The organism is Micromonospora marincola, from assembly GCF_056150385.1.
The window spans coordinates 91,365-110,907 of record NZ_JAXCFT010000001.1; the positions used below are offsets into that span (position 1 = coordinate 91,365).

The following is a 19,543-nucleotide window of genomic DNA, read 5'->3' on the forward strand; positions in this document are numbered from 1 at the left end:
CCTCAGCGGCCCTCGAAGACCGGCTTCCGCTTGTTGACGAAGGCCATCGTGGCGGCGCGGTGGTCGGCGGTGGCCCCGCAGATCGCCTGTGCCTGCGCCTCGGCGGCCAGCGCGTCGGCCAGAGTGCCCGCGTCGGCGATGGAGAGCTGACGCTTGATCGCCCCGTAGGCGACGGTCGGGCCGGCGGCGAGCCGGGCGGCCAGTTCCTGCGCGGACGGGAGCACCTGCTCGTCGTCGTCCACCAGCCGGGTGAGCAGGCCCAGCCGGCAGGCGTCCTCGGCGCCGACCGGTTCGGCGAGCATGAGCAGTTCGACCGCCTTGGCGTGGCCGACGAGGCGGGGCAGCGTCCAGGAGGCGCCGGTGTCCGCGGCGAGCCCGACGCCGGCGAACGCCATCAGGAACCGGGTCTTCGGGCCGCCGATGCGGAAGTCGGCCAGGAACGCCAGGGACGCGCCCGCGCCGGCGGCCATTCCGCGTACCGCCGCGACCACCGGCTTGGGCAGGTTGGCCAGCCTGGCGGCGATCGGGTTGTAGTGCGCCCGCACGGTGCTGAGCGGGTCGGTGCCCGCCGACTCCAGCGTCTGCACGTGCTCCCGCAGGTCCTGCCCGGCGCTGAACGACCCGCCCGCGCCGGCCAGCACCACCGCCCGGCAGGAGCGGTCGCTCTCCAGCTCGGCCAGGGTGTCCCGGAGCGCCTCCTTGAGCGCCACGTCGAGCGAGTTCATCGCCGTCGGGCGGTTCAGCGTCAGGGTGACGACGGCGTCGGTGCGGTCGACGAGCAACGGCTCGGTCACGTTTCTAACGACCCTTCTGTCGGGCGAGGCGGTTGCCGGCGTCGAGGCACTGCTCGACGTACCGGTCGGCGGCGGGCCGGAGCCGGGCCGCGTGCCGGTCGAAGAACCCGGCGGCGCTGGTGCCCGGCCAGCGCTCGGGGAGCAGCGCCGGAGGGAGCTGCGGGTCCCGGAACAGGAAGGTACGCCACGCGTGCACGAGCCGGAACCGGGCCGCGTACGCCTCCTCGTCGCTGCTGCGTACCGTGACGCCGTGCAGCAGCGGTTTCTGTTCGGCGACGAAGCGCTCGTACGCCCGGCCGATCTCGGCCAGGTCCCAGGCCCGACGGACCACGCCCATGGCGCCGGGGGTGCCGGCGGCGTGGGCGGCGGTGAACCGCTCGAAGCGCACACCCGCCTCGGCGAGCAGCAGGTCGACGTCCTCACCCGGACGGGTGGCCACCCAGGTGCAGTCGTCGAGGGTGCCGTACCCGAGGAAGCTGAGGTTGGCGGCGAGTCGCTGCCGGTCCCGGCGCGACGCGGGCGCGGTGAGGACGAGAAGATCGAACCGTCCGTCCCAACTGTGTCGACCCGTCCGGTAGATCCGGGAGGCGGCCTCGTCCAGTCGACGGCCGGCTTTCGGGGTGATCGAATATCCGGGTCCGGAGGCGAGCCGGAGCGGTTCCAGCCAGCCCTGACGCACCATCCGGGAGACCGCGGTGCGCACGGCCGGTGGGGCTATCCCGAGCGGCGCCAGCAGCTTGACCAGGGCAGCAACGGGCGCGCGGCCACCCCTGGCGCGGAGGTGGTCGCCGTAGAGGTCGAAGAGTGCCGACCGTGCCTGCATGACCGCACATTGTGACAGGCCTATCCAAGATAAGCTAGGTGCTGTTACATCAATGCTGCTTCGGTTTGGGTCCGGCGGTGTTCATCAGGGAAAATCGTTTGTTGACGCCTCCGCGACCGTTGCGGCTGGCGATGGCGAATGTGGCTGTGGGGCAACCCACCGACCCTGGTGTAGGTCTGAGGGGAGACAACATGGCGGCGATGAAGCCGCGGACGGGCGACGGTCCGCTGGAAGTCACCAAGGAGGGCCGGGGCATCGTCATGCGGGTCCCGCTGGAGGGTGGTGGCCGGCTCGTCGTCGAGATGACTCCCGACGAGGCCACCGCGCTCGGTGACGCGCTGAAGGCGGCTGCCGGCTGATGCGAGGAGCGGCCCGCACGACGTCCAGTCGTGCGGGCGGTTCGTCCTACCCTGAGCCACCGGCTTGGCCGGTGGCTCAGGGCCTTCATCGGCCGGTGAGCGGCAATCTGTCCGGCTTAGAGCATTTGCGGAGGTACGGTCCAGCGTGCTGGCCATTCGTCTGGTGAGCGGGTCCACGGGACCCGACGCCCTCGTCCTGCCCGTTCGTCCCGGCGTGCCGGACGCCCCGCCCGAGGTGGTGCCGACCGCCGTCACGCCCGGCGAGGACATCCGGTCCGAGGTGGCCGCGCTGCTGCCCGTCGCCCGCCACACCGGCGCCGCCGGTGAGGTACGCGAGCACCTGCGTCCCGGCGGCACACCGGGCCGCCTCTGGCTGCTCGGCGTCGGCGACGGCGACGAGCGGGCCTGGCGGTCCGCGGGCGCCGCGCTGGCCCGCGCGGCCAAGGGTGAGACGCAGATCACCATCGCGCTGCCCGGCCGGGCCGAGGCGGCGCAGCCCGAGGAGGCGCTGCGCGGCCTGGCCGAAGGGCTGCTGCTGGGCTCCTACCGCTTCCGCCTCACCGAGGCCGGCGCCCGGCCCGCCGCCCTGGCACGGGTCGACGTGCTGGTGGCCGACCCGGAAGCGCTCGCCGGCACGCTCGCCGCCGCCCGGGCCACCGCCGCGATGACCCGGCTGGCCCGCGACCTCACCAACACCCCGTCGTCGACGAAGCACCCGGAGTGGTTCGCCGACCAGGTGGCCGCCGCCGCGTCCGGCCGGCCCGACCTGCACCTGCGGGTCCGCGGCCCGGAGGAACTGGCGGCGGAGGGCTTCGGTGGCGTCCTGGCCGTCGGGGCCGGGTCCGCCCGGAGCCCGCGCCTGGTCGAGCTGGACTGGCGACCGGCCGACGCGCGCACCCACGTGGTGCTCGTGGGCAAGGGCATCACGTTCGACACCGGCGGGATCTCGATCAAGCCGGTGCCGGCGATGAAGCTGATGCGCAAGGACATGGCCGGCGCCGCCGCGGTGGTCGCCGCGACGCTCGGCGCGGCCGAGCTGCGCCTGCCGGTACGGGTCACCACGCTGGCCCCGCTCGCCGAGAACATGGTCAGCGGCTCCGCGTTCCGACCGGGCGACGTCATCCGGCACTACGGCGGGGTGACGAGCGAGAGCACCAACTCCGACGCCGAGGGCCGGCTGGTGCTCGCCGACGCGCTGGCGTACGCGGTCCGGGAGCTGAAGCCCGACCTGCTCGTCGACCTGGCCACGCTTACCGGGGCGAACGCGGTTGCCCTGGGAAAGCGGCACGCGGCGCTCTACAGCGACAACGACGACCTGGCGACCGACCTGTTGGCCGCGATCACCGCGGCCGGCGAGGGCGCCTGGCGGATGCCGCTCACCGACGACTACCTGGAATATCTCGCCAGCGACGTGGCCGACCTGCACAGCTCCCCGGCCCAGGGCGCCGGCTCGGTGGTGGCGGCGCTCTTCCTCCGCGAGTTCACCGGCGACCTGCGGGACCGCTGGGCGCACCTGGACATGTCGGCCCCCTCGTGGTCCGACGACGCGCACGAGGAACTGGTCAAGGGCGCCACCGGCTGGGGCGTACGCGGGTTGCTGCGCTGGCTGGCGACGCTGGCCTGACTCAGCTCTTCACGGCGGCGAGCAGGCCCTGGCCGACCGGCAGCAGCGCGGGCACCCAGTGCTCCGACTCGCGGATCGCCTTGATGGTCTCCCGCACGGTGACCGTCGCCACGTCCCGGGCGGCCGGATCGCCGATCCGGCCGGCGGCAAGCGCGCCGTTGAGCGCGAGCACCCCGCCGGGGCGCAGCAGCCGCAGGGCGGCGTCCACGTATGCCGCGAAGCCGGTCGCCGCCGCGTCCGCGAAGACCAGGTCGTAGACGCCGTCCGCGAGGCGCGGCAGCACGTCGAGCGCCCGGCCCGTGATGATCCGGGTACGCCCCGACGGGAAGCCCGCCTCCTGGAACAGCCGCCTGGCGATGCGCTGGTATTCGACCTCCACGTCGATCGTGGTGAGCACGCCGTCGGGGCGCATGCCCCGCAGCAACCAGACGCCGCTGACCCCGGTGCCGGTGCCGATCTCGACCACCGCCCGGGCGTTGCCGGCGGCGGCGAGCAGCCGCAGCGCGGCGCCGGCGCCGGGCGTCACCGCCTCCACGCCCACCTCGTGGGCGAGGGCGCGGGCCGTGCGCAGCACGATGTCCTCGGTGACGTACGACTCGGCGAACTGCAGCGCCTGGGCCGTCGAACTGCCGTGACCGGCGACCGTGGCGATGGGACACCTCCGGGTGCGGGGCTGGTGCGAGGGGTCGGGTGGGCACTGTGAGCGTAGAGCCGGGCCGGTAGCCGCGCAGCCGCGAGTCGGCCGTCGGACGATCACGGGCGGCAACCCCTGACTGCACCCGGGGCATTCGTGCAATCCTGGATGGGTCCCGCGCGTCTCGGTCGTCCGGCTCCGCCGGCGCCCGGCGCGGGGCGTGCGGGACGAAAGTGGGAGGCACGGACGTGACCGACGGCTGGGACTGGCGCCAGCCCGGCGGGGCCGGGGCGCCGGGGGGAGGCCCGTCGCCCGGGCAGCCGCCGCAGAGCGCCGGGGGTGGAACGACGTCGCCCTGGTGGTCCGACGCGCTTGCCGACCCGTGGCGGGATCCGTACGCGCCCGCAGCCGTGGTGGTGCCGGCCGCCGCGCCCGCCGGGTCCGGTGAGCCGGAGCCGGTCACCGACCCGAATCAGCCGACCCGGCCGGGGCTGCGCCAGGTGGTGCTGATCTCGTTGCTCACCGCGCTGCTTGCCGGTTCGCTCGGCAGCGCCCTGACCTACGCGCTCCTGCGCGGCGGGGACGTGCCGACGCTCGGCGCGCAGGCCGGCCAGGCGCCGGCGCTCGCCCAGCGCAAGCCCGAGTCACTGGCCGGGGTCGCCGAGCGGGTGCTGCCCAGCGTGGTCACCATCCGGGTGGCAAGCTTCGGCGGGACCAGCGAGGGCTCCGGCTTCGTGGTGAGCACCGACGGGCACATCATCACCAACGACCACGTGGTCGCGGACGGCCCGGGCAAGGCCACCGTGCTGTTCAACGACGGCAGCACCGCCGCCGGCACCGTGGTCGGGCAGGACCCGGAGTCGGACATCGCGGTCATCAAGGTGACCCGCAGCGGGCTGACGCCTGTGCAGTTCGGCGACTCGGACGCGCTCGCGGTGGGCGATCCGGTGCTCGCCATGGGCTCCCCGCTGTCGCTCGCCAACACCGTCACCGCGGGCATCGTCAGCGCGCTTGACCGCACCATGCAGGCAGGCGAGCCGGGCGGGCCGACCCGTTACTACGCGGCCATCCAGACCGACGCCGCGGTCAACCACGGCAACTCCGGCGGCCCGCTCGTGGACGGCGCCGGCCGGGTGGTCGGCGTGAACTCGACAATCAAGTCGCTTGTGGCCGACGGGCAGGAGGCCGGCAACATCGGGCTCGCCTTCGCCATCCCGATCAACCAGGCGAAACGGGTCACCGAGGAGATCATCGGCACCGGCAAGGCCCGGCGTACCGTGATCGGCGCCTCGGTCGGCGGCACCGGCGCCACCGGCGGCGGGGTCCGCCTCAACGCCGTCGAGCCGGCCGGGCCGGCGGCGGCGGCGGGGATGCGGACCGGGGACGTGGTGCTCCGGCTGGACGGCCACCCGATGACCGACCCGACCGACCTGGTGGCGCTGGTGCGCAAGTACGCGCCGGGCGCGGTGGTGACGGTGGAGTACCGGCGCGGGTCGTCCCGGCAGAACGCGTCGGTGACGCTCGCCGCGGACGCGAAGTGAGGACCGGTCACCCCCTCCCCGAGGGCCACCTCACGTGCGTAGTCTTGCCCTGACACGGACGAGGAGGCCGGAGTGTTCGAGAACCTGAACATGTGGGAGGTCGGCGTCCTGCTGCTCCTGGCGTTGCTGATCTTCGGGGACCGGCTACCCAACGTGATCAGCGACGGCCTCCGGATGGTCCGCAACCTGCGGAACATGGCGCGCAACGCCACCGGCGACCTGAGTCGTGAGCTGGGCACCGACATCCAGTTGGAGGACCTGCATCCCAAAGCGTTCATCCGCAAGCACCTGCTCAGCGAGGACGACGAGCAGGCGATCCGGAAGCCACTCCAGAGCATGTACGACAACCTGCGCTCCGACGTCGCAGGCGTGCACGACGAGCTGAAGGACGTGGCCAAGGCGGCCGACCTGCGGACCCCCGCCCCTCGCCCGGCGGTGGCGACCCCCGCCGCCCCCACCCACACCCCGCCCGCCCCCCGCCCGTCCTACGACGACGCCACCTGACCCACCCCACAGCGGGACGGGGAGGGGGAGCGGGGTGGGTCAGCGGCCGGCGGGCTTGAGGCCGAGCGGCTTGCCGAGCAGCGACTCCCGGCGCACCGCGAGCCGGTCGGCGATCTCGACCATCGCCTTCGCGGCCGGCGCGTCCGGCTGGGCCAGCACGATCGGCCGGCCCGCGTCGCCGCCCTCACGGACCCGGGTGTCCATCGGGATCTGCCCCAACACCGGCACCTGCGCGCCGATGGTCCGGGTCAGTGACTCGGCCACCGCCGCACCGCCGCCGGCGCCGAAGACCTCCATCCGGGAGCCGTCCGGCAGCTCCAGCCAGGACATGTTCTCGATCACACCGACCACCCGCTGGTGGGTCTGCAGCGAGATGGCGCCGGCCCGCTCGGCCACCTCGGCGGCGGCCGTCTGCGGGGTGGTGACGACCAGGATCTCCGCGTTCGGCAGCAGTTGGGCCACCGAGATCGCGATGTCGCCGGTGCCCGGGGGCAGGTCGAGCAGGAGGACGTCCAGGTCGCCCCAGTAGACGTCGGCCAGGAACTGCTGCAACGCCCGGTGCAGCATCGGGCCGCGCCATACGACCGCCGCGTTGCCGGGGGTGAACATGCCGATCGAGATGACCTTCACACCGTGCGACTGCGGCGGCATGATCATGTCTTCGACGCGGGTCGGCGCGCCCTCGGCGCCGAGCATCCGGGGCACCGAGTGGCCGTAGATGTCGGCGTCCACCACGCCGACCGACAGGCCGCGGTCGGCCAGCGCGGCGGCCAGGTTGACCGTGACGCTCGACTTGCCGACGCCGCCCTTGCCGCTGGCGACCGCGTAGACGCGGGTCCGGGAGCCGGGCTGGGCGAACGGGATCACCGGCTCGGCGGTGCCGCCACCGCGCAGCTTCGACTGCAACTCCTGGCGCTGCTCCGGGCTCATCACGTCGAAGATGATCTCGACGCGGCTGACCCCGGGCACCGCGCCGACGGCGGCGGTGATGTCGTTGCGCAGCTTGTCCTTCAGCGGGCAGCCGGCCACGGTGAGCAGCAGCTCCACCCGGACCAAGCCGTCGTCGTCCCGCTCGGCGGAGCGGACCATGCCGAGCTCGGTGATCGGACGACGGATCTCCGGGTCGTTGACGGTGGCCAGCGCGGCCTGGATCGCGTCGGAGATGGTGCTGACGGGTGCTGACATGTCCGCAATGCTACGTCGCGTCGATGGTCAGCTCTCGTAGCGGCCCTCGTGGGCGTAGTCACCGTCGAGCTCGTCGCGGGGCTCGTCGAGCCGGTCGCCGCCGGCCGGTCGCCGGGTCTCCCGCTCCTGCTGGCGCCGCTCCAGCTTGCGCCGCCGCTCGGCCGCCTCGTCCAGTTCCTCGGCCAGCCGGGCCAGCTCGGAGCGGAGGAAGTCACGTGTCGCCACGTCCCCCATCGCGATCCGCAGCGCCGCGATCTCCCGGGCCAGGTATTCCGTGTCCGCCTTCTGCATGGTGGCCCGCCGCCGGTCCTCGTCGAGCGAGACCCGGTCCCGGTCCGCCTGCCGGTTCTGCGCGAGCAGGATCAGCGGGGCCGCGTAGGAAGCCTGGAGGGAGAGCACAAGCGTCAGGAACGTGAAGGTGTACGGGTCGAACCGCAGGTGCGCCGGGGCCAGCGTGTTCCACAGGAACCAGGCGGCGAGGATCAGGGTCATGTAGACGAGGAAGTTCGCCGTGCCCATGCCCCGGGCGATGCCCTCGGCCCAGCGGCCGAACGAATCCGCGTCGATCCGGGGCAGGTGCAGGCCCCGGGGGGCGCGCGGCTGGTCCAGCCGCTCGCCGCGTCGCTGCTCACTCATCGTCCACGGTCCCGTCGTCGGTGGCGGACGGGGTCGGTGCCGCGTCCCGGTCCCGCCAGTCGCGCGGCAGGGAATGGTCAAGCACGTCGTCCACGGTCACCGCGCCGACCAGCCGGTTGTTCCGGTCCACCACGGGCATGCCCACCATGTCGTAGGTGGCCATCCGGCGGGTGATCTCGGTCAGCGGGGTCGACGTGCGGAGCGGGTCGATGTCGTTGAGCACGATCCCGCCGAGCAGGTCGGCGGGCGGCTCGCGGAGCAACCGCTGGAAGTGCACCATACCCAGGTAGCGCCCGGTCGGCGTGGTCAGCGGGGCGCGGGTCACGAAGACCTGCGCGGCCACGGCGGGCGGGAGCTGCGGCTCCCGGATCCGGGCCAGGGCCTCGGCCACGGTGGCGTCCGGCGGCAGGATCACCGGCTCGGAGGTCATCACGCTGCCGGCGGTGCCCGAGGCGTAGCGCAGCAGTTGGCGTACCGGGTCGGCCTCGTCCGGCTCCATCAGGTCGAGCAGCACGTCCTGCTCGGGTGGGGGCAGCTCGTTGAGCAGGTCGGCGGCGTCGTCCGGGTCCATCTCCTCCAGCACGTCGGCGGCCCGTTCCCGGTCCAGCGCGGCCAGGATCTCCACCTGGTCGCGTTCGGGCAGCTCACTTAGCACGTCGGCCAGGCGCTCGTCGTCGAGCGCGGCGGCCATCTCGTTGCGCCGGGCGTCCGGCAGGTCCTGGAGGGCGTTGGCCAGGTCGGCCGGGCGCATGTCCTCCAGCACGGCGAGCAGGTTCGCCGTACCCCGGTTGTCGCCGACCGTGCCGAGACCGCGGACCCGGTCCCACTCGACCTGGTGCAGGTGGCCGCGGCGGGTGAGTCGGTTGGTCTGCTCGCGGACGGCGACCCGGGTCAACGCCCACTCACGGCCGCGGCTGCACTCCATGGCCACGTCCACCACGGAGCCGGCCGGCCCGGTGTCGAGCTGGACCCGCCGGTCGAGCAGTTCCTGGAGGACCAGCAGCTCATTCGGCCGCTTGGAGAAGCGGCGCAGGTTGAGGGTGCCACTGCCGAGCACGACGGCGTCCGGGTCGATCGAGGTGATCCGGTTGATGGAGAGGAAGATGCGTCGCCGCATCGGCATCTCGGCGACCAGCCCCACCACCTCCGGCGGTCGCTGGGTCGCGCGCATCCGGGCGACCGCGTCCCGGACCCGGCCGACCTGGTCGCCGTTCGGGTCGAAGACGGCGACTCCGGCGAGTCGAGCGATGTAGACCCGGTTCGGCGTGCTCACGGGCACCAGCCTAAGGGCCTACTCTCTAACAACATGTCGACCTTGGCCTACGAGATCGTGGACGTCTTCACCGACCGCCCGTTCACCGGCAACCCGCTGGCCGTGGTGTTCGGCGCGGAAGGGCTGGCCACCGAGCAGATGCAGGCGCTCGCGCTGGAGTTCAACCTGTCCGAGACGGTTTTCGTGCTGACGCCCACGCAGGCCGGCGCGACCTACCGGGCCCGGATCTTCACTCCGGCCGCCGAGCTGCCGTTCGCCGGGCATCCGAGCGTCGGCGCCGCGGTCACCGCGAGCAGGCGCGGCGTGTTCGGTGTGGGCAGGGTCACCCAGGAGTGCGGCGCCGGCGTACTGCCCATCGAGGTGACCGCGACCAGCGCGACGCTGACCGGGGGCTCGCCGACTCTCGGCCCGGAACTCGACCCGGAGCCGCTGCTGGAGATCGCCGGCCTCACCGCGGCCGACCACGCCGGCCCGCCGCCGCGGGTGGCCGGTTGCGGCCTGGAGTTCCCCTACCTTCCGGTACGCCCGGACGCGGTGGCCCGGGCCAGGCTGAACACGGTGGCGGCGGAGCGGTACGGCGTGGAGCACGTCAGCCTCTTCTCCTGGGACGCCGACTCGCAAACCGCGCACGCCCGGGTCTTCGTGCCCGGGTTGGGTGTGCCGGAGGACCCGGCCACCGGCTCGGCCGCCCTGGGCCTGGGGGTCTGGTTGGTCGCAAGCGGGCTGCTGCCCGGCGAGGGGCGGACGCCGTACGCGGTGCGCCAGGGCATCGAGATCAACCGGCCGTCGTCGCTGTTCTGCACCGTGACCGCGGCGGGCGGTTCGGCGGTCGGCGCGACCGTCGCCGGGCAGGTGATGCCGGTCGCCCGCGGCGAGATCGCCGTCCCACCCTTCGTCGGCTGAGCCGCCGCTCCCGCCAGTCGCCTGGTTGCTCCCCGTGCGCTGGCTGTCCTCAGCGCGTTGGCCGGCCTGCGGGGCCCGGACGACGACCGGCGGCGTTGCGGTTCCGCCCGGACACGACACCGGTACCCGCCCAACCGGTACCTGCCGTCACTGCGCCTTGCCGGATCGCCGTCCGGCCTCCGCCTCGGCTCGACGCCCCCTTGTCACAGGATCTAGAAACCTGATGACGAGAATGAGTCGCCGGGCCGCTGTTCCGCGCGCCGACATGTCACGCGCCGGCGTCGCTCCGGGAGCCCGGGCGGTGACTCGTCGACGTCATCAAGTTCCTAGCCTCCGAAGCGGAGCCTCCCGCAGCCGGGCCAGCCGGGCCAGCCGGGCCAGCCGGGCCAGCCGGGCGAGCCGGGCCAGCCCGGTCAGGCCGGCGGTCCGGAGGCCGCAGAACGGCGAACCGAACGGCGGTCCGTCCGGCGGTCGAACAGGCGGGGGATGCGGGAGGATGGGCGGGTGAGTGACGAGGTGGACGAGCGGGTGACGCCGCCGCTCGTGGACGAGGCGGTGAAGAAGGCCGCCGTGTGCTGGGTCAGCGTCGGCGGCGGCCCGGCGTACGCGCTGTGGTGCCTGCCGCTGGACGGCGCGCTGCTTGTGGTGACCGGCCCCGGCGAACAGGCCGCCCCCGGGCTGGCCGACAGCGATGCGGCCGAGGTGACGTTGCGCGGCGACCACGGCGGCCGGATCGTCTCCTGGCCGGCCCGGGTGACCCGGCTGCGGCCCGGCACCGAGGAGTGGGACACCGCCGCGCCGCTTGTCGCGGCGAAGCGGCTGAACGCCTCCGGCTCCGCCACCGACCTGGTGGCGCGCTGGGCGGCCGAGGGTTGCGCGCTCAGTCGGCTGACCCCGGCCGGCACGGCGGTGACCGGCGCGGACCTGCCGGCCGGCGCGCTTGCCGAGCAGCCCCGGCCGGCGCCTGTGGTCCGGGCCGTCCGCAAGCCGTTCCGCCTGCACCGGGTCCGCCGCCGCTGACCGCCGCGAGGCCACCCCGCGCGGCGGCGCGGCGGCCGGTCACACAACGGCGTGGCGGTCAGTCACACAACGGCGTGGCGGTCAGTCACACAACGGCGTGGCGGTCAGCCGCGCGGCGGCGCGGCGTCGGCGGGCACGGCGGCCGGCTCGGGGCAGCGCCCGGCGCGCGCCCCGCCGAGCACGACCACGGCGACGCCGGCCAGCAGCAACGCCAGCCCCGGCAGGGCGAGCGGCCGGGGCAACTGGCCCAGCCAGGCCCAGCCGATCAGGGCTGCGCCCGGCGCCTCCAGCAGGATCAGCACGCTGACCGTGGTCGCGGAGACCCGGTGCAGGGCGTAGTTGAACATCGAGTGGCCGAGCAGTTGGGCGCCCGCCACCAGACCGAGGATGGCCAGCCACGTCCCGCCGTCGTAACCGTGCAGCCGCACCCCGCCGACCAGGCAGACCACAAGCAGGATCACCGCGCAGACGCCGTAGCAGAAGGTGGTGTAGGTGACGGTGCTGACGCTGGCCCGGGCGCGTTCGCCGAACGCGGTGTAGACGGCCGCGAACATGCCGCCGGCCACGGCCAGCAGGTCGCCGGTGAACGCGCGGCCGGAGACCGCGACGTCGGCGCCGGTGGCGAGCGCCGCGCCGAGCACCGCCACCGCGATGCCGGCCCAGACCGCGGCGGGCAGCCGCCGCCCCTGCCCGCGGGCGATCAGCCCCTGCCACACCGGCTGGGTGGCGCCAAGCGCGGTCGCCGCCGCGACCGAGGTGAGCTTCGCGCTCGGCATCCACGTGGCGAAGTGGGCGGCAAGCGCGACCCCGGAGAGTACGCAGTAGAGCCCCTCCCGGCGACCCGGCCCGACGGTGAGCGCGCGGAGTTCGGCCCGTCGGCGGGTCACCGCGACCGGGCCGAGCACCGCCACCGACAGCACGTTGCGCCAGAAGGCGATGGCCAGGGCCGGTGCGGCGGCGAACGCCACGAGCGGCGCGGAGGACGAGACGGCGGCGACCGCGAGCGCGAGCGCGCCGAGGGTCAGCGCGTCGCGCGGGGGGCGACCGGGAGTGATGGACACGTTACGATCATGCGCGTTCCGGCGATCCGCCCGACGACCGGAGGCATCTCCCCATGCCCAGGTTCCACGCGGTGCTTTTCGACTTCTTCGGCACGCTCACCCACGGCGTCCGGCGCGGAGGTGCCCACCGCGCCATCGCGGAGCAGCTCGGCTGCTCGACCGAGGCGCTTGTCGAGGTGCTCGACCGCAGCTACTACGAACGTGCCAGCGGGTTCTTCGGCGACGCCGAGTCGACCATGCGGTGGGTCTGCGCCCAGATCGGCGTACGCCCCTCCGACGCGGCGGTGCGTGCCGCCGTCGCCTCCCGCCACCGGGCGGTGCGGGCCGACACCCGGTTGCGCGCGGAAGCGGTGCCCGTGCTGGCCGCGCTGCGCCACCGGGGCGTACGGACCGGGCTGGTAAGCGACTGCACGCACGAGTTGCCCGCGTTCCTGCCCCAACTCGCCGTCGCGCCGCTGCTCGACACTCGGGTCTTCTCGGTGCGGGTCGGCCGCTGCAAGCCGGATCCGGCGCTCTTCCTGACCGCCTGTCGGCGGCTCGGCCGCGCCCCGGCCGACTGCCTCTACGTCGGGGACGGCGGCAGCCAGGAACTCACCGGCGCGGAGCGGGTGGGCCTGCGCGCCGTCCGGCTGGCCGCGCCGGACCTCGCCGATCACCTGGTCTTCAACGCCGACCACGGATGGGACGGGCCGGTGCTCACCTCACTCACCGGTGTGCTCGACCTGCTCGATCCGGTCACCGTCGGCTGATTCCGCTCACCGGACGGGTCGGTCTGCACGAAAGTGCGGAGGGTGGAGGCAGGCCGGGACGACGCGGAGGAGCGGGGGACCGTCGTCACGCCCTCGGCCGAGTTCCCGCCGCTTGACGCCGCGGAGCGGGCCGCGCTCGGCCGGATCGGCGCACGCTGGCGCGGCCCGCGCCGCCCGGACGATCTGCCCGTCGACCCGACGCTTGGTCGACACGACCACCGCCCCCGGCCGACCCGGTTCGGCCGGCTCGCCCCGATCGACCTGTTCACCGTGGCGCAGCCGGACGAACTGGTCGCCACCGGGCCGGCGCACCTGCCCGGCGGCCGGGCCGGCCGGATGGTCACCCGGCTGCGCCGGGCGCTTGTCGGCCCGCCGCTCGCCAGCAGCTCCGTCCTCTACGAGCGGATGCGCAAGCTGGTCGCGCTGCCGGTGCTCTCGTCGGACCTGCTCAGCTCCGTCGCGTACGGGCCGGAGGCGATGCTCGCCGTGCTGGTGCTGGCCGGTGGTGCCGCGCTCGGGCTCGCCCTGCCGCTGGCCGCCCTGCTGGCGGTGCTGATGGTCGCGGTCGGGATCTCCTACCGGCAGACCATCCCGGCCTATCCGCACGGCGCCGGGTCGTACATCGTCGCCGGGGACAACCTCGGGCGTACGCCGGGACTGGCCGCCGCGGCCGGGCTGATGCTCGACTACGTGCTAACCGTGTCGGTGTCGGTGGCCGCCGGAGTGCACGCGGTCACCTCGGCGCTGCCCGGGCTCACCAGGTGGGCCGTGCCGCTCGGGGTGCTGGTGATCGTCGTGCTGCTCGCCGGCAACCTGCGTGGCGTACGCGCCGCCGGCAACATCTTCGTGCTGCCCACGTACGCCTTCGTGGCGGTGGTTCTCGCGGTGCTTGTGGTCGGCTACGCGAAGGCCGCGGCGCGGGGGTTCGCGCCGACGCCGCCGCCGGCGGTGCCCGCCACGGAGGGGTTGGGCCTGCTGCTGGTGCTGCGCGCGTTCTCCTCCGGCGCGGTGTCGATGACCGGCATCGAGGCGGTCTCCAACGCGGTGCCGGCGTTCCGCCCGACGGAGTGGCGTAACGCCCGCACCACGCTGGGCTGGATGGTCGCCATGCTCGTCACGCTCTTCGCCGGCCTGGTCGGGCTGATCCACCTCGACGGCCTGGTGCCACGGGCGGGCGAGACCGTGCTGTCCCAGCTCGGCCGGGTCACCTTCCCGACCGGCCCGTGGTACGCGATCCTCCAGGCCACCACCGCGCTGATCCTGCTGTTGGCGGCGAACACCGCGTTCAACGACTTCCCCCGGCTGCTGTTCTTCATGGCCCGGGACGGCCACGCGCCGCGCCGCTTCCTGCACATGGGTGACCGGCTGGCGTTCAGCAACGGCCTGATCGCGCTGGCGCTCGCCGCCGCGGTGGTCTTCGTCGCCTTCGGCGGGTACACCCAGCGGCTGATCCCGCTCTACGCGGTAGGCGTCTTCCTCGCCTTCACGTTGTCGCAGACCGGGATGGTGGTGCACTGGCGACGACGGCGGGGGCGCGGCTGGCGCCGGCGTCTCGTGGTGAACGCGGTAGGCGCGACGCTCTCCGGGTTGGTGCTGCTGACCGCCGCGGTCGCCAAGTTCACCGAGGGCGCCTGGGTGGTGGTGGTCGCGGTGCCGCTGCTGGTGCTGCTCTTCCGGCGGATCCACAGGCACTACGCCAGGCTGCACCGCGCGCTCGCGCTGCACCCGCCGCCGCCCGCCGCGGCACCCGGCCCGGCCGGGCCCGCCGAGGGGGAGGAACTGCCCCAGCAGGTTCGCCACCTGGTGGTCGTGCCGGTGGCCCGGCTCAACCGGGCCTCGCTGCGCGCCCTGGCGTACGCCGCGTCACTGGGCCGGCCGGCACTGGCCGTGCACATCGCGCCGGAGGACGCCGAGGCGGACCGGTTCCGGGAGCAGTGGCGGGCCTGGGGCGACCACCTGCGGCTGGAGACGATCGTGTCGCCGTACCGCTCGGTGATCGGGCCGCTGGCGCACTATCTGGAGGCGTTGCACGCCGCCCGTCCGGAGTTGACGCTCACCGTGATCGTGCCGGAGGTGGTGCTGCGCCGGCGTCGGCACCGGCTGCTGCACAGCCGCGCCGAGCAGCGGCTGCGGGCCGCGTTGCGGGCGTTGCCCGGCGTGGTGGTCACGAGCGTCCCGGTGCACGTCGCCCAGTGACACGTCAGACGTCGTGGACCTCGAGCACTTGGGTGGTCGGCGCGGCGTCGCCCAGGCCGGCGCGGAGCGCGGCGCGGTCCGGGTCGGCCAGGAACCCGTCGAGCCCGGCCCGCGCGGCGAACCGGATCACGTGCACCTCGGTCTCCCCGTCCCCGGTCCGCAGCCGCCGTTCCAGCCCCCCGCCGTGCCGGTCGAGCAGCGCCAGCACGGCGTCCTCGTACCGCCGGCCGGCCTCGGCGTCGGCGCTCAGGTCGACAAGCGCGACCAGCAGGACCTCGTTCCCCGTCGTCATGGCGTCGAGTGTCCCAGCCGACCGGCCGTCGTGGTGCCCCTCAGCCCTCGACGCCGACGGCCTTCGCGCTCGCGGTCCAGAGCCGGGCGGCGAGCGCCGGGTCGGCCGCCCTGGGACGCGGCCGGTGCGGCTTGCGGTCGGCGTAGTAGCCGCCGTCGACCAGTCGGGACGGGTCCTGGCAGGCGAGCCACACAAGCGTCTCGGCGCCCTTCTCCGGGGTGCGGAACGGCAGCAGCCGCATGCCGAGCGCCACCAGGTGGCTCTCGTTGCCGAACCGGGTGCTCACCACGCCGGGGTGGAACGCGTACGCCGGCACCCGCGGCCAGCGCCGGGCCGCCTCGGCGGCGAACAGGATGTTCGCCTGCTTGCTGGTGCCGTAGGCGCGGAACGGCCGGTAGCGGCGCAGCGAGGCGTTCAGGTCGGCCGGGTCGAGCACGCCGCTGCGGTGCGCGTCGGAGGCGGTCACCACCATCCGGCGGACCCGGTCGGCCAGCAGGTTGCTGAGCAGGAACGGGGCGAGGTGGTTGGCCTGCATGCTCAGCTCGAAGCCGTCGACCGTGGTGATCGGTTCGAGCACGATCGCACCGGCGTTGTTCGCGAGCACGTCGATCCGGTCGTAGCTGGCGCGCAGTCGTTCGGCGAGCCCGCGTACGTCGTCGAGGACGGCGAAGTCGGCCCGGAACAACTCCGGCTGCTCGCCGCAGGACTCGCGTACCTTCTCCCCGGCGGCCCGTAGCCGCGCCGGGTCCCGGCCGACCAGCACCACCTGGTCACCTCGGCGTGCCAGCTCCACCGCGGCGGCCAGCCCGATGCCCGAGCTGGCGCCGGTGAGCACCACGATCCGTCGCTCAGTGAGATCTTCCACAGGTCCATTCACCCCGGTCACGGCACGAGGTTACCGTGGCGTAGCCCCGTCCTTTGGGATCGTTAAGTTCTCGACATCCACCGCCGCGTCGGCGTGTTGCCGCCGGACGCGGGAAGGAGCGCATCCATGACCGCTGTCGGTCGTCCCCGCCGGTCCTGCCTCGCGGTACCCGGCTCCAGCGTCAAGATGCTCGGCAAGGCCCAGGGACTCCCCGCCGACCAGGTCTTCCTGGACCTGGAGGACGCGGTCGCCCCGCTGGCCAAGCCGGACGCGCGCAAGAACATCGTGGCGGCGCTGAACGAGGGGGACTGGGCCGGCAAGACCCGCGTGGTCCGGGTGAACGACCTGACCACGCCGTGGACGTACCGGGACGTGATCGAGGTGGTCGAGGGCGCCGGGACGAACCTGGACTGCATCATGCTGCCGAAGGTGCAGAACGCCGAGCAGGTGCACTGGCTGGACCTGCTGCTCACCCAGATCGAGAAGACGCTGGGCCTGGAGGTGGGCCGGATCGGCATCGAGGCGCAGATCGAGAACGCCGCCGGGCTGGTGAACGTGGACGCCATCGCCGCCGCCTCGCCCCGGATCGAAACGATCATCTTCGGTCCGGCCGACTTCATGGCCTCGATCAACATGAGGTCGCTCGTGGTCGGCGCGCTGATCCCGGACTACCCGGGCGACCCCTACCACTACATCCTGATGCGGATCCTGATGGCCGCCCGGATGCACGACAAGCAGGCCGTCGACGGTCCGTTCCTGCAGATCCGCGACGTCGACGCGTTCCGCGAGGTGGCCAAGCGCTCGGCGGCGCTGGGCTTCGACGGCAAGTGGGTGCTGCACCCCGGCCAGATCGACGCGGCGAACGAGGTCTACTCGCCGGCGCAGGCCGACTACGACCACGCCGAGCTGATCCTCGACGCGTACGACCACGCCACGTCGGAGGCGGGCGGGAAGCTCGGCGCGGTGATGCTCGGCGACGAGATGATCGACGAGGCGTCCCGCAAGATGGCGCTTGTGATCGCGGCCAAGGGGCGTGCGGCCGGGATGACGCGTACCTCCTCGTTCACCCCGCCCGCGCGGTGACCGTGCGCCGGGCCGCCCCCGCGCGGGGGCGGCCCGGTCGCGTCAGTAGCTGCTGGAGCTGCCCGAGTTGACCGCGATCACGATCATCACGATGTAGAAGATGATCAGGGCGACCAGCAGGCCGGTGAGGATCCAGCCCACGATGATGGCCGCCGTCGCCATGCCCTCGCCCTGCTCACCGGTCTCCCGGATCTGCCTGCGCGCGACGTGGCCCATGATCGCGCCGATCGGCGCGGTGATGCAGGAGGTCAACCCGACGAGCGAGAGCACCAGAGCCACGATGGCAAGCGTGTTCGTCCGGCTCGGCGGCGCGTAGCCGGGGTACGGCGGCGGGTACGCGCCCGGCGGCGGATATCCGGCCGGCGCCGCGTACGGGTCGCCGCCGGGCGGCGGGTATCCGGGCGGCGCGTAGGGCGAATTCGCGACCGCGTACGGGTCCGGTGGCGCGTAGGGGTCGGCCGGCGGGGTCGAGTGCGGGCCGGCCGCCGCGGGGTCCTGCCAACCACCGGGTGGTGGGGGATAGGTCATCAGATTCATCTCCAGAGGCGTGGTCCGGTCAGGGTAGCCATCGCCGCGTAACCCGGAGGACCGGAGTTCCGGGTGCCGCATTGCCCGGAAGGTCCACAGCGGGCAGGATCCTCGGCATGGCACTTGACGCACGTGGGGGTCGGTCGCGACGGGACACGAGCCGGCCGGGGTCGGTTCGCCGCCCGCGCGCCGGGGAGCCGGCGGTCGCCGCCGACCAGGACCGGGCCGAACCGCTCCCGGAGACCGCCACCATGCGGCTGGACGGCCGGGTCGCCCTGGTCACCGGCGCGGGCAGCGCGGACGGCATCGGGTACGCGACCGCGCGCCGGCTGGCCGACCTGGGCGCCCGGGTGGCGATCGTGTCGACCACCAGGCGGATCCACGACCGCGCCGGCGAGCTGGGGGTGACCGGCTTCGTCGCCGACCTCACCGACGAGTCCGAGGTGGGCGCGCTCGCCGACGCGGTGGCCGAGCAGCTCGGCGACGTCGAGGTGCTTGTCAACAACGCGGGCCTGGCCAGCCGCGCCAGCCCCGAGGTGCTGCGGCCGGTGGCCCAGTTGACGTACGACGAGTGGCGCGGCGAGATCGACCGCAACCTGACCACCGCGTTCCTGTCCAGCCGTGCGTTCATCAACGGCATGTCCGAGCGGGGCTGGGGGCGGATCGTCAACCTGGCCGCCACCGCCGGGCCGGTGAACGCGCTGCCCACCGAGGCCGCCTACGCGGCGGCGAAGGCCGGCGTGGTCGGGCTGACCCGGGCGCTGGCGATGGAGATGATCGCCGACGGGGTGACCGTGAACGCGGTGGCGCCGGGCATCATCCACACCGCGGCGTCCACCATGGTCGAGATCAAGCAGGGCCTCGGCACACCCGTGGGACGCCCCGGCACGCCGGACGAGGTGGCCGCCGCGATCGCGTTCCTGTGCTCGCCGGCCGCGTCGTACATCACCGGGCAGATGCTCGTGGTCGACGGCGGGAACAGCGTGCGGGAGGCGCAGTTCCGCTGAGGGTCACCAACCGTTGTTGTCCGCGTTGGCCCAGAACGCCAGGCCGATCCAGCCGCAGCAGACCAGCAGGCCGAGCGCGGTGAAGACGTAGCTGAGGATCAGACCCCAGGTGGCGAGCTGGTCGCCCTCCTCGCCGGTCTGCCGGATCTGCCGCTTGGCCAGGTGGCCGCAGACGATGCCGGCGGGTGCGAAGACGAACGCGAAGACGAGCGACAGGATGGCGAGCACGTTCGGGCCGCCGCGCGGTCGGGGCCCCTCGCCGGGCGGGCCGTACTGGCCGTAGGGCGGCTGCGGGGCGTACGGCGGCTGTTGGCCCCACTGCGGGTGCTGCTGCCCGTACTGCGGTTGCCCGTACGGCTGGCCGTGTGATGGCGGCTCGTAGGGCGACGGTGGCTGCTCGTCGGTCACGCTCGCGCCCTCTCGATCGCAGGTCAACCGCCCTCTCTCTTGCGGACGCTACAGGCAG

21 protein-coding genes are annotated in these 19,543 nt (G+C 73.7%); 10 read left to right on the plus strand and 11 right to left on the minus strand.

Annotated features, from left to right (window positions below):
- Nucleotides 1-2 precede the first annotated feature (2 nt).
- On the minus strand, nt 3-794 hold the full coding sequence (locus SM450_RS00435; protein ID WP_474617636.1) for an enoyl-CoA hydratase-related protein: 792 nt from the start codon (nt 792-794) through the stop codon (nt 3-5).
- Between the two features lie 4 nt (nt 795-798).
- Entirely contained in the window at nt 799-1,617 is an 819-nt protein-coding gene (locus SM450_RS00440; protein WP_474617637.1) for a PaaX family transcriptional regulator, read from the minus strand.
- A 191-nt stretch (nt 1,618-1,808) separates the two neighbouring features.
- Between SM450_RS00440 and SM450_RS00445 the strand changes: the two genes are divergently transcribed.
- Both SM450_RS00445 and SM450_RS00450 read left to right on the plus strand, forming a co-directional pair.
- On the plus strand, nt 1,809-1,976 hold the full coding sequence (locus SM450_RS00445) for a DUF3117 domain-containing protein (protein WP_013283866.1): 168 nt from the start codon (nt 1,809-1,811) through the stop codon (nt 1,974-1,976).
- 145 nt (nt 1,977-2,121) lie between these two features.
- On the plus strand, nt 2,122-3,600 hold the full coding sequence (locus tag SM450_RS00450) for a leucyl aminopeptidase family protein (RefSeq protein WP_474617638.1): 1,479 nt from the start codon (nt 2,122-2,124) through the stop codon (nt 3,598-3,600).
- Nucleotide 3,601: 1 nt separating this feature from the next.
- Here the strand turns inward: SM450_RS00450 and SM450_RS00455 are convergent, their stop codons facing one another.
- A complete protein-coding gene (locus SM450_RS00455; RefSeq protein ID WP_474617639.1) occupies nt 3,602-4,174 on the minus strand; it encodes an O-methyltransferase in 573 nt (190 codons plus the stop codon).
- Between the two features lie 293 nt (nt 4,175-4,467).
- Between SM450_RS00455 and SM450_RS00460 the strand changes: the two genes are divergently transcribed.
- Together SM450_RS00460 and SM450_RS00465 are read left to right on the plus strand one after the other, a co-directional pair.
- The gene (locus SM450_RS00460) at nt 4,468-5,775 is read left to right on the plus strand and encodes a S1C family serine protease (RefSeq protein WP_474617640.1); all 1,308 of its coding nucleotides are present in this window, start codon (nt 4,468-4,470) and stop codon (nt 5,773-5,775) included.
- A gap of 72 nt (nt 5,776-5,847) precedes the next feature.
- Nucleotides 5,848-6,279: a twin-arginine translocase TatA/TatE family subunit gene (locus SM450_RS00465; protein WP_474617641.1), complete on the plus strand. Its 432-nt coding sequence runs from the start codon at nt 5,848-5,850 to the stop codon at nt 6,277-6,279.
- Nucleotides 6,280-6,318: 39 nt separating this feature from the next.
- Here the strand turns inward: SM450_RS00465 and SM450_RS00470 are convergent, their stop codons facing one another.
- The 3 genes from SM450_RS00470 to SM450_RS00480 are packed head-to-tail and all read right to left on the minus strand — an operon-like array spanning nt 6,319 to nt 9,373.
- Nucleotides 6,319-7,464, minus strand: coding sequence for an Mrp/NBP35 family ATP-binding protein (locus tag SM450_RS00470; protein ID WP_474617642.1), 1,146 nt, complete (start codon nt 7,462-7,464; stop codon nt 6,319-6,321).
- Nucleotides 7,465-7,491: 27 nt separating this feature from the next.
- On the minus strand, nt 7,492-8,100 hold the full coding sequence (locus tag SM450_RS00475; RefSeq protein ID WP_474617643.1) for a DUF1003 domain-containing protein: 609 nt from the start codon (nt 8,098-8,100) through the stop codon (nt 7,492-7,494).
- Nucleotides 8,093-9,373 (minus strand): magnesium transporter MgtE N-terminal domain-containing protein, encoded by a 1,281-nt coding sequence (locus SM450_RS00480; protein ID WP_474617644.1) that lies wholly within the window; start codon nt 9,371-9,373, stop codon nt 8,093-8,095. The genes SM450_RS00475 and SM450_RS00480 overlap by 8 nt, the downstream gene beginning before the upstream one ends.
- A 33-nt stretch (nt 9,374-9,406) precedes the next feature.
- Here SM450_RS00480 and SM450_RS00485 point away from each other — a divergent pair, with 33 nt between their 5' ends.
- Both SM450_RS00485 and SM450_RS00490 read left to right on the plus strand, forming a co-directional pair.
- Nucleotides 9,407-10,276 (plus strand): PhzF family phenazine biosynthesis protein, encoded by an 870-nt coding sequence (locus SM450_RS00485; protein ID WP_474617645.1) that lies wholly within the window; start codon nt 9,407-9,409, stop codon nt 10,274-10,276.
- Nucleotides 10,277-10,762: 486 nt separating this feature from the next.
- Nucleotides 10,763-11,296 carry a hypothetical protein gene (locus tag SM450_RS00490; protein WP_474617646.1) on the plus strand — a complete coding sequence of 178 codons (534 nt, stop codon included), beginning with the start codon at nt 10,763-10,765 and terminating at the stop codon, nt 11,294-11,296.
- A gap of 104 nt (nt 11,297-11,400) precedes the next feature.
- On the opposite strand, the gene SM450_RS00495 is transcribed toward SM450_RS00490, so the two are convergent.
- The gene (locus SM450_RS00495; RefSeq protein ID WP_474617647.1) at nt 11,401-12,357 is read right to left on the minus strand and encodes a DMT family transporter; all 957 of its coding nucleotides are present in this window, start codon (nt 12,355-12,357) and stop codon (nt 11,401-11,403) included.
- 53 nt (nt 12,358-12,410) lie between these two features.
- Here SM450_RS00495 and SM450_RS00500 point away from each other — a divergent pair, with 53 nt between their 5' ends.
- Both SM450_RS00500 and SM450_RS00505 read left to right on the plus strand, forming a co-directional pair.
- Nucleotides 12,411-13,106 carry an HAD family hydrolase gene (locus tag SM450_RS00500; protein WP_474617648.1) on the plus strand — a complete coding sequence of 232 codons (696 nt, stop codon included), beginning with the start codon at nt 12,411-12,413 and terminating at the stop codon, nt 13,104-13,106.
- 42 nt (nt 13,107-13,148) lie between these two features.
- Nucleotides 13,149-15,302, plus strand: coding sequence for an APC family permease (locus SM450_RS00505; RefSeq protein WP_474617649.1), 2,154 nt, complete (start codon nt 13,149-13,151; stop codon nt 15,300-15,302).
- 4 nt (nt 15,303-15,306) lie between these two features.
- Here SM450_RS00505 and SM450_RS00510 read toward each other — a convergent pair whose 3' ends face one another.
- Together SM450_RS00510 and SM450_RS00515 are read right to left on the minus strand one after the other, a co-directional pair.
- Nucleotides 15,307-15,594 carry a hypothetical protein gene (locus SM450_RS00510; RefSeq protein WP_474617650.1) on the minus strand — a complete coding sequence of 96 codons (288 nt, stop codon included), beginning with the start codon at nt 15,592-15,594 and terminating at the stop codon, nt 15,307-15,309.
- A 40-nt stretch (nt 15,595-15,634) separates the two neighbouring features.
- Nucleotides 15,635-16,459 (minus strand): SDR family NAD(P)-dependent oxidoreductase, encoded by an 825-nt coding sequence (locus tag SM450_RS00515; RefSeq protein ID WP_474617651.1) that lies wholly within the window; start codon nt 16,457-16,459, stop codon nt 15,635-15,637.
- A gap of 126 nt (nt 16,460-16,585) precedes the next feature.
- On the opposite strand from SM450_RS00515, the gene SM450_RS00520 reads away from it, so the two are divergent.
- A complete protein-coding gene (locus tag SM450_RS00520; protein WP_474617652.1) occupies nt 16,586-17,542 on the plus strand; it encodes an HpcH/HpaI aldolase/citrate lyase family protein in 957 nt (318 codons plus the stop codon).
- A gap of 42 nt (nt 17,543-17,584) precedes the next feature.
- Here SM450_RS00520 and SM450_RS00525 read toward each other — a convergent pair whose 3' ends face one another.
- Nucleotides 17,585-18,070: a DUF4190 domain-containing protein gene (locus SM450_RS00525; RefSeq protein ID WP_474617653.1), complete on the minus strand. Its 486-nt coding sequence runs from the start codon at nt 18,068-18,070 to the stop codon at nt 17,585-17,587.
- 116 nt (nt 18,071-18,186) lie between these two features.
- Here SM450_RS00525 and SM450_RS00530 point away from each other — a divergent pair, with 116 nt between their 5' ends.
- Entirely contained in the window at nt 18,187-19,077 is an 891-nt protein-coding gene (locus tag SM450_RS00530) for an SDR family NAD(P)-dependent oxidoreductase (protein ID WP_474617654.1), read from the plus strand.
- Between the two features lie 3 nt (nt 19,078-19,080).
- On the opposite strand, the gene SM450_RS00535 is transcribed toward SM450_RS00530, so the two are convergent.
- Entirely contained in the window at nt 19,081-19,485 is a 405-nt protein-coding gene (locus tag SM450_RS00535) for a DUF4190 domain-containing protein (protein WP_474617655.1), read from the minus strand.
- Nucleotides 19,486-19,543: the final 58 nt, after the last annotated feature.